Origin of the sequence: Paenibacillus sp. SSG-1 (genome assembly GCF_002224835.1) — a bacterium.
In the GTDB taxonomy this organism is placed as follows: domain Bacteria; phylum Bacillota; class Bacilli; order Paenibacillales; family Paenibacillaceae; genus Paenibacillus_AQ; species Paenibacillus_AQ favisporus.
This window is the reverse complement of record NZ_MBRK01000001.1, coordinates 3,118,603-3,133,110: the sequence shown is the minus strand read 5'-3', so window position 1 is coordinate 3,133,110 and position 14,508 is coordinate 3,118,603. Positions and strand designations below refer to the sequence as shown.

Annotated in this window: 16 protein-coding genes; 12 read left to right on the top strand and 4 right to left on the bottom strand. The window is 46.3% G+C overall.

The annotated features are described in order from the left end of the window. The first annotated feature begins 389 nt into the window (after window positions 1-389). Window positions 390-659, top strand: a complete 270-nt coding sequence (locus BCV73_RS14500) for a CD3324 family protein (RefSeq protein ID WP_076164624.1) — start codon at window positions 390-392, stop codon at window positions 657-659. A 342-nt stretch (window positions 660-1,001) separates the two neighbouring features. Beyond that, complete coding sequence (locus BCV73_RS14495) at window positions 1,002-1,973, top strand: alpha/beta hydrolase fold domain-containing protein (RefSeq protein ID WP_076164626.1); 972 nt, start codon at window positions 1,002-1,004, stop codon at window positions 1,971-1,973. A 116-nt stretch (window positions 1,974-2,089) separates the two neighbouring features. On the opposite strand, the gene BCV73_RS14490 is transcribed toward BCV73_RS14495, so the two are convergent. Then, entirely contained in the window at window positions 2,090-2,683 is a 594-nt protein-coding gene (locus BCV73_RS14490; RefSeq protein WP_089547660.1) for a TetR/AcrR family transcriptional regulator, read from the bottom strand. Window positions 2,684-2,864: 181 nt separating this feature from the next. On the opposite strand from BCV73_RS14490, the gene BCV73_RS14485 reads away from it, so the two are divergent. Further along, window positions 2,865-3,896, top strand: a complete 1,032-nt coding sequence (locus BCV73_RS14485) for an aldo/keto reductase (RefSeq protein ID WP_089547659.1) — start codon at window positions 2,865-2,867, stop codon at window positions 3,894-3,896. A 112-nt stretch (window positions 3,897-4,008) separates the two neighbouring features. Here BCV73_RS14485 and BCV73_RS14480 read toward each other — a convergent pair whose 3' ends face one another. Next, window positions 4,009-5,169, bottom strand: coding sequence for an epoxide hydrolase family protein (locus BCV73_RS14480; protein WP_089547658.1), 1,161 nt, complete (start codon window positions 5,167-5,169; stop codon window positions 4,009-4,011). A 107-nt stretch (window positions 5,170-5,276) separates the two neighbouring features. Between BCV73_RS14480 and BCV73_RS14475 the strand changes: the two genes are divergently transcribed. From BCV73_RS14475 to BCV73_RS14465, 3 genes are all read left to right on the top strand, one after another. Further along, on the top strand, window positions 5,277-6,131 hold the full coding sequence (locus BCV73_RS14475) for a helix-turn-helix domain-containing protein (protein WP_089547657.1): 855 nt from the start codon (window positions 5,277-5,279) through the stop codon (window positions 6,129-6,131). Between the two features lie 99 nt (window positions 6,132-6,230). Next, window positions 6,231-6,539, top strand: a complete 309-nt coding sequence (locus BCV73_RS14470; RefSeq protein WP_089547656.1) for a hypothetical protein — start codon at window positions 6,231-6,233, stop codon at window positions 6,537-6,539. A gap of 19 nt (window positions 6,540-6,558) precedes the next feature. Next, the gene (locus BCV73_RS14465) at window positions 6,559-6,930 is read left to right on the top strand and encodes an iron chaperone (protein WP_089547655.1); all 372 of its coding nucleotides are present in this window, start codon (window positions 6,559-6,561) and stop codon (window positions 6,928-6,930) included. Window positions 6,931-7,037: 107 nt separating this feature from the next. On the opposite strand, the gene BCV73_RS14460 is transcribed toward BCV73_RS14465, so the two are convergent. Beyond that, window positions 7,038-7,553 carry an RrF2 family transcriptional regulator gene (locus tag BCV73_RS14460; RefSeq protein ID WP_076164643.1) on the bottom strand — a complete coding sequence of 172 codons (516 nt, stop codon included), beginning with the start codon at window positions 7,551-7,553 and terminating at the stop codon, window positions 7,038-7,040. A 171-nt stretch (window positions 7,554-7,724) separates the two neighbouring features. On the opposite strand from BCV73_RS14460, the gene BCV73_RS14455 reads away from it, so the two are divergent. From BCV73_RS14455 to BCV73_RS14435, 4 genes are all read left to right on the top strand, one after another. After that, window positions 7,725-8,384: an FMN-dependent NADH-azoreductase gene (locus BCV73_RS14455; protein WP_089547654.1), complete on the top strand. Its 660-nt coding sequence runs from the start codon at window positions 7,725-7,727 to the stop codon at window positions 8,382-8,384. Window positions 8,385-8,477: 93 nt separating this feature from the next. Beyond that, window positions 8,478-8,918 carry an AAA family ATPase gene (locus BCV73_RS14450; RefSeq protein ID WP_089547653.1) on the top strand — a complete coding sequence of 147 codons (441 nt, stop codon included), beginning with the start codon at window positions 8,478-8,480 and terminating at the stop codon, window positions 8,916-8,918. 394 nt (window positions 8,919-9,312) lie between these two features. Beyond that, entirely contained in the window at window positions 9,313-9,918 is a 606-nt protein-coding gene (locus BCV73_RS14440; protein ID WP_089547652.1) for a TetR/AcrR family transcriptional regulator, read from the top strand. Window positions 9,919-10,064: 146 nt separating this feature from the next. Next, the gene (locus tag BCV73_RS14435; protein WP_089547651.1) at window positions 10,065-10,502 is read left to right on the top strand and encodes a VOC family protein; all 438 of its coding nucleotides are present in this window, start codon (window positions 10,065-10,067) and stop codon (window positions 10,500-10,502) included. Window positions 10,503-10,556: 54 nt separating this feature from the next. Here BCV73_RS14435 and BCV73_RS14430 read toward each other — a convergent pair whose 3' ends face one another. Then, window positions 10,557-11,387 (bottom strand): AraC family transcriptional regulator, encoded by an 831-nt coding sequence (locus BCV73_RS14430; RefSeq protein WP_256992861.1) that lies wholly within the window; start codon window positions 11,385-11,387, stop codon window positions 10,557-10,559. Between the two features lie 185 nt (window positions 11,388-11,572). Here BCV73_RS14430 and BCV73_RS14425 point away from each other — a divergent pair, with 185 nt between their 5' ends. Continuing rightward, window positions 11,573-12,958 (top strand): family 4 glycosyl hydrolase, encoded by a 1,386-nt coding sequence (locus BCV73_RS14425; protein ID WP_089547649.1) that lies wholly within the window; start codon window positions 11,573-11,575, stop codon window positions 12,956-12,958. 333 nt (window positions 12,959-13,291) lie between these two features. Next, window positions 13,292-14,488, top strand: a complete 1,197-nt coding sequence (locus tag BCV73_RS14420) for a serine hydrolase domain-containing protein (RefSeq protein WP_218828141.1) — start codon at window positions 13,292-13,294, stop codon at window positions 14,486-14,488. Window positions 14,489-14,508 lie beyond the last annotated feature (20 nt).

The following is a 14,508-nucleotide window of genomic DNA, read 5'->3' as shown; positions in this document are numbered from 1 at the left end:
ATCCTGTTATAACGGTCCCATACGTCTCTATAACAATTAAATTCTTTAGTTCATTCTATCTAACATGTTAAGAAGTTCTTGGTTTTAGGCCAATATCCTTTTTCTTCAACGGACCAGACCGTGGCTGATTAAGCGTTATTGGAAAAGAACGGTTGACTAGAATCCATAATGACGGGAACCGCCCATCTGAAATATGGTATACTGTGAACGTTAAGGGGGTGCTTTACTGATGGAGAATCGATCAAGATTGTCTGTGACTTCTTTCACTCATGCAAAGCCAGTATTGGAGAAGCGTTACTTTGCATGGGGCGGAATTTTAACTAACGCTGAATAAGCTTTTCTAATATTTTGGCTTTGCACCTTATTTTCAAAATAAGGAGTGAAGCGAATTGAAATATACGAATGCTAAAAAAATACTACCTGACAAGCTAATTATAGAAATTCAAAAGTATGTCCAGGGAGAGACGATCTACATTCCGAAGCAGCAGAAGGAATATCAGCATTGGGGGAGCTTGAGCGGCGGAAGGCAATGGCTGGATCAGCGAAATGCTGAGATAAGACAGGCATATAAGAATAATAGCAGTATCGAGCAGCTAGCTGAGGACTATTTTCTCTCCATTGAAACGATTAAGAAAATTGTATATTCGGGAAATAAATAACGAACGGCACTGATGAAGATAATCTTCATCAGTTTTTTTAAGAGTTCAGAAAGTATAAGTTTCGGAGCTTCTGTTTCCTGATCTCGCAAGAAAAACTTCCTTTAGACGCGGTCTGTCTTCTTTGAAGGTACGTCGATAGACGTTTTTCTTATGTCAAAAACGATTCTAAGTCATTGTTTACATAGGAATCGCTTAATGCGCTCTTTTAGAATTTGAATAGGCGGAGGAACAATCCGCTGGTGCGGAAGATCGATATAACAACTTATGAAATCGATCCCAACGGGGAATGCTGGACCACATCATCCTTCGAAGGATTCTATAAGAAAGCGGGGAAACGTAACGATGAACGAACAAAAAAGCAGAAGCAGGCATCTGGTCGATCCGGAGATTATAAGTGTACTTGATTTATTTCCAACAAGCGATCTGACTGGTGCAACCCTTATGGAATCACGGGAAAATCAAGCAAAAATGATTCCGCAAATGGATGTAACGCAGCTGTTTCCTGTCACATGGGAAGAAAGAGCGGTGCCGAGTTATTTTGGCGGACCCGATATACGCATAGAAATCATTAAACCTCGTGAGCTCAAGTACGACAAAATGCCGTTATATTATTCGATTCACGGTGGCGGAATGGTTATGGGCAGTACGGTCGGCGATCGCTCAGCGAATGCAGCCTTGGCGGCGCAGCATGGTTTTTGCTGCGTATCTGTGGATTACCGACTCGCGCCGGAACATATTCAGCCAAGTCAGTTGCATGACTGTTATTCAGGACTGAAATGGTGCATTGAACATGCCGAAGAATTAGGGATCGATATTCAGAAAGTCGCGGTTGGTGGGAGCAGCGCAGGTGCCGGGCTTGCGGCAGGGCTAGCCCTATACATTCGCGATCAAAAAGAATTCGACATTCATCATCTAAGGCTGCGCAGCCCGATGCTCGATGACCGTACAAGTATTTCGTCGGATCATCCCTATGCCGGCGAGTTTGTGTGGACAAATCGCAGCAATTATTTTGGATGGAAATCGGTACTAGGGCACGAACCCGGTCAAGAGGGGACCAGCGAGTATTACGTGCCTGCACGTGCGAAATCGTTGGCTGGTTTACCGCCCACGTATATCAGCATTGGCAGCATTGATTTGTTCATAGATGAAGCGATATTATTTGCCAAACAGCTGGCCTTTGACGGTGTCTTGGTGGAGCTGCATGTATATCCTGGATATCATCATTTGGCTCCAGCATTTCCGAATGCGCATTATTCGCAAGAAGGCGCCAAATCTAGTGAATACGCCTTGCTGAAAGCACTGGAGCTAGTTTGATTTTATTTTCCTGCGTATGAGCTTAAATAAAAGCAGCAGTTCAAAACTTCGAACTGCTGCTTTTTTTGTTGCTTAACATCGGATGCTCAAATCTAACTGCAGATACCATACAAACTTCAACCTTCGTTATCAAGACATGGTGTATTGCGTATATACCTAGTCAACATTCTCGCTATATCTTCGGGAGGAATGGAACGATCCGCCGTAAACCAATGTTGAATCATTCCAAATTGTGCATTTCCCAAATAAGCAATTGCATAATCCGTAAATAGGTTTTCAGAATGATCGTCTTGATTCCGCTTCAAATTTTCATACAAACGTGTACCCACTAAATACTGGAGCCGTTCTTTTAACTCTGCTGGAGCATCCGAATGGAATAGCGCTTTAAAAAAGCTGGCATGCTTATGCATGTAATGGAAGGCCTTGGTAATTGGAGGATAAGCTCCCTCATAATCAGGATAGCGCATCAACTCCTGAAGATTGAGAGGTTCGAATACGCTCAATAATTCTTGAATAAATACAGTTTCCTCAATGAGATGAAAAATATCTTTATAATGTAAATAAAAAGTGCCTCGATTAATTCCTGCTGTTTCACACAGGTTTTTAACCGTCAGCCCTTTAATGCCTTTATTTTCCAAAATAGACAACAATGCGTTCTCCATTAGTGTGCGACTGCGGACGACTCTCAAATCCGTACTATTTTGGCTCATTTGTTTACCCCCATGATGAATGTTGGTGTTTATCAACAATTTTGACGTTGTATCTATTAATCAACACTTGGCCTTTTATGTTCATTGAACTCCCCGTCATGCCTGATTATAATTGCTTCTATAGCCTTAATCAACACGTGTTCATTACCATCGGGCTGTATCAATTTTAAGGAGGAAAACCATGGAATATAGATATCTTGGAAAGACGGGTACAAAAGTCAGCGCGTTTGCATTAGGCGGATCAAGTTTTGGATCAAGGACAAGTGAAGAAGATAGCATAAAAATGATTGAAGAAGCATTGGACTTTGGCATCAATCTGATTGATACATCTAACAGATACGGAAATGGGGAATCGGAACGCATTATCGGAAAAGCGATTAAAGCCAGGCGGCAAAATGTCATATTAGCTTCTAAATTTGGTGCGGAGGCTACTCATGAATTAAATCATAGTGGTGCATCTCGCCGCTCAATACGAGCTGCTGTTGAACAAAGTCTGTTACGTTTGCAGACCGACTATATAGACCTTTATCAACTCCATCTTCCTTTTGAATTTGTTGCTTATGAGGAGATTCTATTAACGTTGAACGATTTGGTGAAAGAAGGGAAAATTCATCATATTGGTACTTCAAATCACCTGGGTTGGCAAATGGTTCAGGCACAAGCTATTAGCGATCGATATCATATTCAGCGATTTGTAAGTGAACAAACACCATATTCTATGATCAATCGGCAAATGGAATTTGAACTTGCTGAAGTCGCTAAACAATATGATCTTTCTCTTTTCGTGTACAGTCCCTTATCTGGTGGCTTACTGACAGGAAAGTACAAAGCAGGTCAGGCCGCGCTAAGCGATTCTCGAGCTGCGATATTAAAAGGGTATGCAGATGCGTTAAATCCTGAGCTAGCTGAAAATGAATATAAGTTTAAGATCATTGAAAAGCTGCAACAACTTGCGAATGAAGCGGGGATTCTACTAGCGGATATGGCAGTAGCTTTTACCCAAAATCATCCATCCGTCACGTCAACTCTCTGGGGACCGCGCACTTCAGAACAATTAAAAGCCTATATTGCCGGTGCAGAATTGAGGCTTGGCACGGATGTGTTGGATGCGATCGATGCGATTGTTCCACCAGGCAAACGGATCGATGACAAAGAGCAAACGTGGAGTCCTGAGTGGATGAGTGCCGAACGGCGCAGACGACACGTTAGTTGAAAAATCATTGGAGAGGAACCTTGCGAAATCAAACAACGGCAACCGATCACACGATCGGCTGCCGTTGTTTATCGTAGTATTGGGGAGTGCGCGTTTTGGATCATCATGAATATCAATGATTTATTTTCCCTCTTAACGGCTTATAGAAGGCACGAATGTCTTGTGCCAAGAGCTCGGGTTCTTCCAATGCGGTAAAATGTCCGCCACGGGGCAGCGTAGTCCAGCGGGTTACATTTAGGTTGCGTACAGCCCATTCTCTGGGCGGCAGCAATATGTCTGCTGGGAACAACGCGATGCCTGTCGGCACCTCAATGTAGCCCAATGGCGGCAAGGAATGAGAATTCTCATAATAGATGTTCGCTGCCGACATGGCCGTGTTTGTCACCCAATAAATCATCATATGCGTGATCAATTCATCCTCACTGAATTTTTGCTCAAGATTACCGTTACAATCGCTCCATGCCCGGAATTTTTCAATGATCCAGCCTGCCAAGCCGACCGGTGAATCGGATAGTCCATACGCCAGTGTTTGGGGGCGGGTCGATTGAAGGGACATATAGCCACCTTCTTCAGCAATCCATGCCGATGCGTTTTTCTTATAACGCAGTTCTTCTTCCGACAGCTTTGCCTGATCTGTTGCCGTCATCAGATCTCTAATAATGCCGATATCGGTCAAGTGGATTCCGAATAACAGTTCCGGATGGTTGGCTGCCAGGTACCTTGTAACACCGGAGCCGATATCTCCGCCGGCGGCAGCAAATTTACTGTAGCCTAAGTGGTGCGTCATCAGCTGAGCCCACATTTCCGAGACACGAAAATTGTTGACACCGGAAAGTGCAGGGCGGCTTGAGAACCCAAAACCAGGTAATGACGGGACAATCACATCAAATGAGTCTTCAGGGTTTCCGCCGTAGCTGGCTGGATCCGTAAGCAGAGGAATGATTTTTTCATAACGAAGGTAACTGTCGGGCCAACCGTGGGTAAGAATGATGGGCAGAGGGTTAGATCCTTTACCACGCTCATGTACAAAGTGCACATCGATCCCGTCAATATGGCAGCAATACTGGGAAAAGCGGTTCAACTCGGATTCCTTGGCTCGCCAATCATAATGGTCCTTCCAGTACGACACGAGAGACTTTAAGTAACTTAATTCCGTGCCTCGTTCCCATCCATCGTTATCTACTTGTTCCGGCCAGCGAATATGATCCAGTCTGTATTTTAGATCGTCCAAAATTTCGTCTGCGACATGAATGTGAAAACGCTCAATCGTCATCGTGCTTTCCCTCCTTTTGTCGTTGCATCGCCATTATATCCTTTGTGCTGGTATGGTACACTGGCATAAACGAAGCATCTAACTATAAAATTTGATAGGTGATGGCTATGCCGCAAATAGATCGACACAAACATCGTATCGTGAATATTGAGTTTGCCGCCGTGGAGGATCTCAGCATGCTTCCTTATCCTGAGCGTTATACGCTCATTCTCTTCACATCAGGAAGGATGAGCGGGACGTTAAACGAACGGCCGATATCGATTTCCGCTCCTGGTATCCTTTGCTTGGCCGAGGATGATGAGATGGAAGTGACAGAAAAACAAAACGTTGCTGCACAATCCTTTCGTTTTCATCCCGAATTTCTTAACACGATCACTCTCTCTGAAACACGGGACTATTTCCCGACGAGTCCGAGAATACAAGCAGGCCGTTCCCTTTTTCAAAGGGAGGATTCATATACAGCTGTACCCCGTATCACCGAGAAAGCATTCCCGCGATTATTTGAATGGTTTTTCATACTTGGCATGGAAGTGCAGGCGCAAAGCGATGCCCGCTGGGTGTGCAGAATAAAGAAATACCTCATCCAGATTTTAGGTTTGCTCGAGGATTTAAACCGGAATGGCGAACATTCCCCTGTCGATTTGGTGCTAGAGTATATTCACACGAACTATTCCAGAAAGGTTTCTTTGGAAGATCTGACGAGCTGCGCTCATTTAAACCGAGTGACGCTGAATAAGCTGTTTCAGGAAAGATGCGGTCATACAGCCATGGGTTACTTGCTGTCATACCGTTTAAAAGTTGCAAGTGAACTTTTAACGCACACCGGGATGAAGCTTGATGAAATTGCTCACGCTGCCGGATTTGAGTATGACACTCACTTGATCAAGCAATTTACGGCTAAAAAAGGCATCTCACCTACAAAATACAGGACCATCTCCCGCAAGTTCTCAACGGTTCAATAAAAGACGGAGAGCCCTTGAGCCTCCATTGACAGTGATCCGCTTAACGATTAAGGTAGTGGAGGATATGAAGTAGAAAGTCATTTATTGTGGAGGATATTTATGAATCAACGCTTTCGAATTACGAGATCGATGCAGCCGGACTCCGGTGATCAAGACATTTCATTGGAAGAATGCAAAGCTTATTTTTCAACCAAGGCTGATTTTACTTACCAAACGGTGCTGACTGTACAAGGGGAAGAAAGTACCATGTCGATCGAAGGGGATTTCTTTATGTGGCGGCATGGAGACACCCTCATTCCTTTTAGGCACTATATGGGGGAGTTGTATGTAGCTGTCTCACATCAAGACGTCGTACCCCTTATGATCGAAATTGCTGGAGATTTGCGGGCGGACATCGTGGAAGGGTAATGGGCATAGGAGGGAGACTATGGAAGTTTTTGAAGAATACTTAACACGGATCGATAACCTCGAGCACCGTGCCCGATTGGAAGAAATACTGGGCTGGATCACGAAAACATTCCCGAATTTAACGCCAAAGATTGCATGGAATCAGCCTATGTTTACCGATCACGGCACATTTATCATCGGCTTCAGCGTTGCCAAGCATCATCTTGCTGTTGCTCCTGAAAGGGCGGGAATTGTTCGTTTTTCCGATGAAATGGTACAATCTGGCTATGATCACACCAAGGAGTTGGTGCGGATCCGCTGGGATCGTCCTGTTGATTACTCCTTACTTGAAAAAATGATCAAATATAACATTATGGATAAAACAGACTGCACAACGTTTTGGCGGGCATAGCTTATTCATAAAGTGCAAATCACTAGATTTCGAGAATACACATTAGTTAAAAAAGCCGCAGCTGCGCGGCTTTTTTTGTATTTTATATCCAATTGCAAAAACCTGTCCTACTTAACCTTGATGTTCTTCTTAAAATAGGCACGCGCATCTTCCCGGGTTTCCTTGGGCAAGGTGCGCTCCAGTTCCTCGTTCATCCACTGCAGGGTCCGGCTTCGCAAAGAATCCCGCATTTTCTCCTCCGCATCCAGCATGACCATGTTGATCAGGCAATCCGAAGGCGTACAGGAAGCGCACGCATCGTTGTTCTCCTTGCTCCGGTAGAAATAATTTTTATCTTTAATGTTCTGGCATTGAAAAATGGGCTGATCTCCTTCGACGGCCGTGACGACGTCCCAGAAAGTTATCGCATCCGGGGATTTGGCCAGCTTGTAGCCGCCCTTGACCCCTGGTACCGAATCCACAATACCCGCTTTGGACAGCTTCCCGAAAATTTTGGACAGATACGTCTCCGACAAACCTTGGTAGGCGGAAAGTTCTTTGATCCCGATCGGACTGTCCACCGGGAGATCAATCAAATATACGAGGCAATGCAAAGCATATTCGACCCCGATACTATACTGCATGCAAGCCACCTGCCTCCCGACAAATTCACTAACCATAATGTTAAAAGCAAACATTTTTGATGTCAAACGTAACGCGATTGACAAACGGAATGATTGCAAGTTATAATGTCGACAGAACTAATCGACGATTAATGTTATCGACAATTATAGATGAGTAGGAGAAGATGCATCATGAATAAAATGCTGGTTCTAAATGCCCATCCGGACGTACAATCCACCACCTCGGTGACTTTAAACGTGCTCGAGTCTTTTTTACAGCGTTACAGAGAGCTCGTCCCGGATGGTGAGGTCGAACAACTCAATCTTTATCGAGACGAGATACCTCTGCTGGATCACGTTGCTCTAGCGGCCCGCAGCAAGTCCGCTGCAGGACAATTGCTCACACCGGAGGAGCAGGCAGTTACGGACCGGACGAACGAACTGCTGCGGCAGTTCAAAGATGCGAAGAACATCGTCATTGCGATGCCGATGCATAATTTCAATATCCCGTCCAAACTTAAAGACTACATGGACGCCATTCTCATTCCGCGGGAAACGTACACGTTTACCCATTCGGGATCCGTAGGCTTGCTCAAAGACGGACGGAGCGTACTCGTTATTCAGGGAAGCGGATCGATATACACCAATAACGACTGGTACACAGAAGTGGAGTATTCCCATCAATATCTGCGATCGATGTTTACCTTTATGGGATTTGACAGCTACGAGATCATTCGCGCGCAGGGAAACGCTGTTTTACCGAAAGAGAACGTATTGGAGCGGGCTAAGCAGGAGGCCCTTCAGGCGGCCGAACGTTTCGCACATCGCATGTCTGGCAGCGTGACGAGATAAGGGCTCGTATTAAAGATCGTGCTGGGGGATACGATAAAGATCAAAGCGGATCTGAAACGCCCCGCCATCTTTAGGCCAGGAAGGAAAACCGTCATGGAATGCGTCATTTTCACTGGGATACAAGCTTCCGGAAAATCAACATTTTACAAGGAAAGGTTCTTTGCAACTCATATGAGGATTAATCTTGATATGTTGAGAACAAGACACCGGGAGAATGTTTTTCTGGAAGCATCCGTCCGAACGATGCAATCCTTTGTGGTAGACAATACGAATCCCACCGTGGAGGATCGGAAAAAATATATCGATTTCGTGAAAAAACATCAATATAAGGTTATAGGGTATTATTTCGAACCTGACTATGAATTATCCCAAGAGCGTAATAACAAGAGGGAAGGGAAAGAAAAGGTTCCTGAGATCGGTATGATAAGCACTTTGAAGAAGCTGCAACGGCCGTCTTATAGTGAGGGTTTTGATGAGCTGTATATCGTCAAGTCGCTAAACGATGGGTTTGAGATTCAAAAATTACCTTTATGAAGGATAACGCAATCTACCGTGCGCCGTTAGGCGGCACGGTTTTTTTGCTAATCCTTTCCGGTCAACAATCGTCTTCCCAGCTGCAGCCTCGCTTCAAGCTCAATCCGGTTTTTGCAATCCTCGCAGTAATGCATTCCATTTCTGTTTCGTTTCGCGCGGTCGTAAGCTGAAGTGCCCTCGAAGGCGATAAATGCCCTTTTGCACCCATGACAGATCAGTTGCACGCGAAATCCTTTAGATTGCTCCTGCACAGAATTCCCCCTTCTGTAATTGATAAAAAGTCCAGCTCCCTTGACTTGATAACCACGGCACGGTATAACTGAAAAATGAAATAACACACTGTGCTATTTATTATAATACAGTGTATTAAAATAAAATCAAGGGGCGTTTTACCGTGCCAAAAATTGTGGACCATGACCAAAAAAGAAAACTTATCGCCGAATCGGCATGGAAAATTATTGAAACAAAGGGGATCGAGCATGCGTCAATCCGCGCCGTCGCCGCTGCGGCAGGAGTGTCGCCTGGAGCTTTACGGCATTATTTTTCAACGCAGGACGAGCTGCTGCTATTTATCGTGGATTATTATTTAACGAGAGGAGCCGACAGAGCAAAAGGAATCGAGATAAGCCGTATTCCGATGAAAGCCGCACTGGAAGTGGTTTTAGAACTCCTTCCCATGGATTCGGACAAACGAACGGCAGCCGGCGTCTGGTGGGTATTCGCCATCCGTTCCCTCACGAGTTCGGCGTTACAAGATAAAAAGGATGAGCTCACGGACGGGCTTCTTGACCTGAGCAGAACCGTCCTTGATCTTCTGGCTAAGGCAGAGCTTCTTCCCTCATCCATCGACATGGAACTCGAAACCTTGAGATTGGCCGCGGTGATTGAAGGCTTGACGGTCCTCGCATTGCTTCGGCCGGGGATCTACGCGCCGGAGACCATTGAACGGATCATCGCCCGCCACCTTCAGGAGCTGTGCGAGCACGCGGTGAATGAGTAAACAAGAAGAGGAACGGTTTCACCAAACTCAACTTAGCAATTGAAAAGAAATGGCAATCGTTGATATACGTTAATATTAGTTTGAGCTTATTGCGTCATTCTAAAGCGATCTGCATCATTATTTCTCGGATGAAGGAGATGTGCGAGATGAAGGTTAATAAAATAGATCATGTAAGTATAAACGTAAGTGATCTCGCGGCCGCCAAAGCGTTTTTTCTCGATATAGGCTTTGAGGTGAGAGCGGAATGGGAGATGGAAGGCGAGCTGTTGGATCGGGTCCTAGGGCTCCGCGATGCAAAAACAGCCTGCGTAGCACTGGGGGCACCAGGGAGCCAGGCATGGATCGAGCTGGTCAAATATTATCATCCGTCAGACGAAACCGAAATTCAGCAGTCATATCCATTTACGCTCGGTATCCGGCATATGGCCATTGAGGTTGAAGACATTGAAGCCATCGTATCCACATTGAAACAGAAGGGCACGGAAACCTTCAGTGAGATCCAGCAATATGAACAAAGTTACAAGTTATGCTATGTTCGTGGGCCGGAGGGAATCATTTTGGAGTTGGCAGAGAAGGTCAAATGACGGGAGATCACGTCTCTGTCGTACGGAAGGGATTGCAGGCGCAGAGAACCAGGGTTACTCGAATTTCGAAGGAGGCACGTTGTAATATTTTTTGAAGGCTTTTGAAAAGGTAAACGGATCAGGATACCCGAGAAAGCCTGCGATCTGTTGGATCGTGTATTTTTTGGCGTAGAGATAGTCTCGTGCCCGGTTCATTTTGATTTGGAAAATGTACTGTCCCGGCGTAATGCCTACGCTTTTCTTGAAAAAGGAGATAAAATACTTCTCGGATACGCCGACTAGCGCAGCTAGCTCATTCATCCGAACGGAACGGTGCAGGTTTGCATCCACGTATTGAAATACGTCCTGCAGCACACTTAGGCTTCCTTCGGTTTTACCCGGTTTCTTTCCTTTGAGGAATGTGCCGGTGTAGGTGCCATGCCCGTGAAGCTCAAGGATCTTTGCAATGACCGCTAGGAGGCATGCTTTCAAGTAAAGCTGATTCCCCGGTGTGGCGCTGACCTGTTTCAACCGGCGATAGGCCTGTGTGAACAATACCGCTTCCTCGTGGATTAGGCCGCTGGGCACGATTCCAGGGAGTTCGAACTCACCTAGTATTCGCTGTTGTTGGCCGATACCGAAATTGAAATGAATGTAAATGAATCGGCAGCCGTCCTCGGTCGTCGTAGCGATATAAGGCATATCGGGATAAAAAAACACCGCATCTCCCGCCCCCGCCGTATGTTCGGACCCGCCGATCGTTACCCTCACGGAGCCCGATTGAATGAACCATAGATCGTAATCGGGATGAGACTTGTGTTCGATCCAATTCTTATCGTGAGTTTGTTCTAAATAAGAGCTTATGCCGATCGTGACATACTCCGAGAGTTCGTTGAGAATACTCATGTTGGCATTCATCGGGTTGCATAGCCTCCTCTACCGAATGACATCTAAGATTTTAAACTTAGTATAACAAAGGGTTTGCGAGTTGTTAATGATATTACTTTTTGACATGTACTTGAAACGATCTCACATTCCATTTTCTGGTCATCCTCCTATAATGGATTTATATCATACGAGGAGGGTTATTTGTGAACGGTGTGAACATGCAGCAGCCGAAGGTCGTCGTCATTGGAGCAGGCAGCCTGTTTTTCGGTCGTCAGTCCATTTGGCAGATGGTCCATTCACCATACTTGAATCAGGGAACGCTTGCTTTGGTGGATACGGACGAGGAACGATTATCGAAAATGGTCAAACTGGCGGAGATGGTGGCCCGGGAGAACAACGTATCTTTGAAAGTGGAGGGATCAACGGACCGAAGACAGGTGCTTCCGGGGGCTGACTTTGTCGTACTCAGCTTTGCGGAGCAATCGGTTAAGTACCGGGGCATCGACTGCCAAGTGTCATTAAAATACGGCATTCGCATGTGCTCCGGGGATACGATCGGTCCAGGCGGTATATTTCGGGCGATGCGGGAGCTGCCGGTCATTATGGAATGTGCTAGAGATGTTGAAGAGCTGTGCCCCGACGCCTGGGTGATCAACTATATTAACCCGTCTACCGTAAACGGGATCGCTTTACACCGGTATGCGCCGAAGCTAAAATCGTTCGCGCTGTGCGACAGCCACCATATGCCGCATAAAAAAGCCTATTACGCCGTACGGGCGGGAATTATCGGGGACAGAAGCGGGTTCAACGAGGAGATCGACAGGAAGTTCGACTTCCGCGTCGCCGGCGTCAACCATTTCACGTGGCTTTTGAAAGCGGAGTTCGAAGGCAAGGATGTCATGCCCTTGATCGCGGAGGCGATGCGCAAAGCGGCTGGCGAGGAGAACAACGGGGGAGACCGCGGGGCAAAGGCGCTTCATAACGACGCCATTACATATGAGCTGTACGATATTTTCGGATATATCCCTACGTGTACGGCCCATACCAAGGAATACGTCCGTTATTGGCAAGGTCACGGCAAGACGCCGGACGCCATTCCGCCGTTATCGATATGGGAGACGGAGGACCGGTATCAGCGGCACGACGAGATGTGGCGGCAGGTCGACGACTTCCTCACTGGGAATGTTCCGATTGCCGATTATATGAGTACCTTCGGCCCGGATCACGCGACGGACATTATCGAAAATATGGTAGGCAACTTGGGGAAACGTTTCTTCATCAATACGCTGAATCGCGGCGCGGTCACAAATATGAGCGACGACTCGTTCCTGGAGCTGCTGTGCGACGTGAGCATGGACGGGGCGAAGCCCGTTCACGTAGGCGAGATGCCGCGGGGAATCCGGGGCATGCAGGAGCTTGTGCTGGATACGCATGAGCTTACGGCAGAGGCCGTCGTGGAGCAGAGCTACGAGAAGTTGAGGAAAGCGATGCTGACGGATCCACTCGTGAACTCGATCAGCGACGCAGACCAGATCATCAAAGAACTGCTGACACTGGAGCGGGAGATGATCCCTGATGCCTGGTATTAAGCTTGACAATCCAAACCCAAACCAGGTTCGGCGTCATGAGCGTCAGTATATGTAGGAGAAAGCCGGGCGCAGTAGGCTGAGAAAGTTCCATGATTGAACCTTGGTACCCATACAACAACAAGCAAGCGAGCTGGCGCATTATGCGCAGCTCGTTTGTTGTTTTTGGATAATCAAGCCTCCGATCGTTCTGGATTTATCGTTTCGGTCTGGGGTATATCACCATCACGCCAATTATACACATGAATCTTTAATAACACCTTATTATATAGAAGATATGTATTCAGATAAAATATGATTGAGGGGTATATAAAGAAGAAGGGATGGTGGTAAATGATGAATTTTACGAAGCTCACTGCGTATCTGGATACTTTTTATAATGAAAAAAACATTCCTGGTTTAGGTGTCGCTATGTATCACAAACACCAGCCTGTTTATGAACATTATACCGGATTTTCAGATGTAGAGAATCAGGTTCCATTTAGAAGGGACAGCATTTTCAAATTGTATTCTGCAACAAAGGTCGTGACCTGTACAGCACTGCTGCAGCTGCTAGAGCGAGGAAAATATAAGCTCACGGATCCTTTGTATGAGTACATCCCAGAGTTTAAGCACATGCTTGTTCGTCATTCGCTGCCAGATGGAACAGTCGACCTGCTTCCTTCACAAAATCCAATTACCATCGAGCATTTGTTTACAATGACAGCAGGAATCGAAACGATTCATACGGATGCAGTTCATAAGGCTGTAGCCGAGAGCAGCAGTGAGGGCCGGACACTTGCTGTTATCAAGACAGTGGCGCAGGAGCCGTTAGCCTTTGAACCGGGATCGAATTTTAAATATACCGCGTGCCACGATGTGCTGGGTGCATTGCTCGAGGTCATAACAGGGCGAAGCTTTGGACAATATGTACAGGAGAATATTTTCGATCCGCTAGGGATGAAAGATACCTCATTCCAGCTAAAGGATGAGAGCCGCTTCTGCAAGCTGTACAATCGATTTAATGGTATGACGCACACGGCAGAAAGCGTTGGAGAAACCTTTAAGCTTAAGCCAGGTCCAGCTTATGAAAGCGGCGGCGGCGGATTATATTCGACAGTGTCAGACTATATTATATTTGCAGAGGCATTATGCAACTACGGATTGGCACCGAATGGCGTGCGCATCCTTAAACCGGACACTGTGGATGCTATGCGAAGCAACCGCCTGTCGCCTACTGCGCAGCAGGATTTTGCCAAATTCGGCGGGGGCAGTAAACTGGGCTATAGCTATGGCTTAGGCGTAAGAACCTTAGTGAATCCTGAGGATAACAATGCACTTAGCCAACAGGGGGAATTTGGCTGGGATGGCGCTAGAGGCTGTTACGTTGTCATAGACCCTGAATCGGAAGTCACGCTGTTCTATGCGCAGCAGGAACATGGTTCGGAGTGGTATCGCTGGCACGGTACGATACGGAACTATGCCTATGCGAGCATTTGGGATGCAGGGATGCCGCCAACCAAATTACAAAGCCGGTGTTTAGAGGATTTATGAGGCGAAAAAAGCCGCATGGT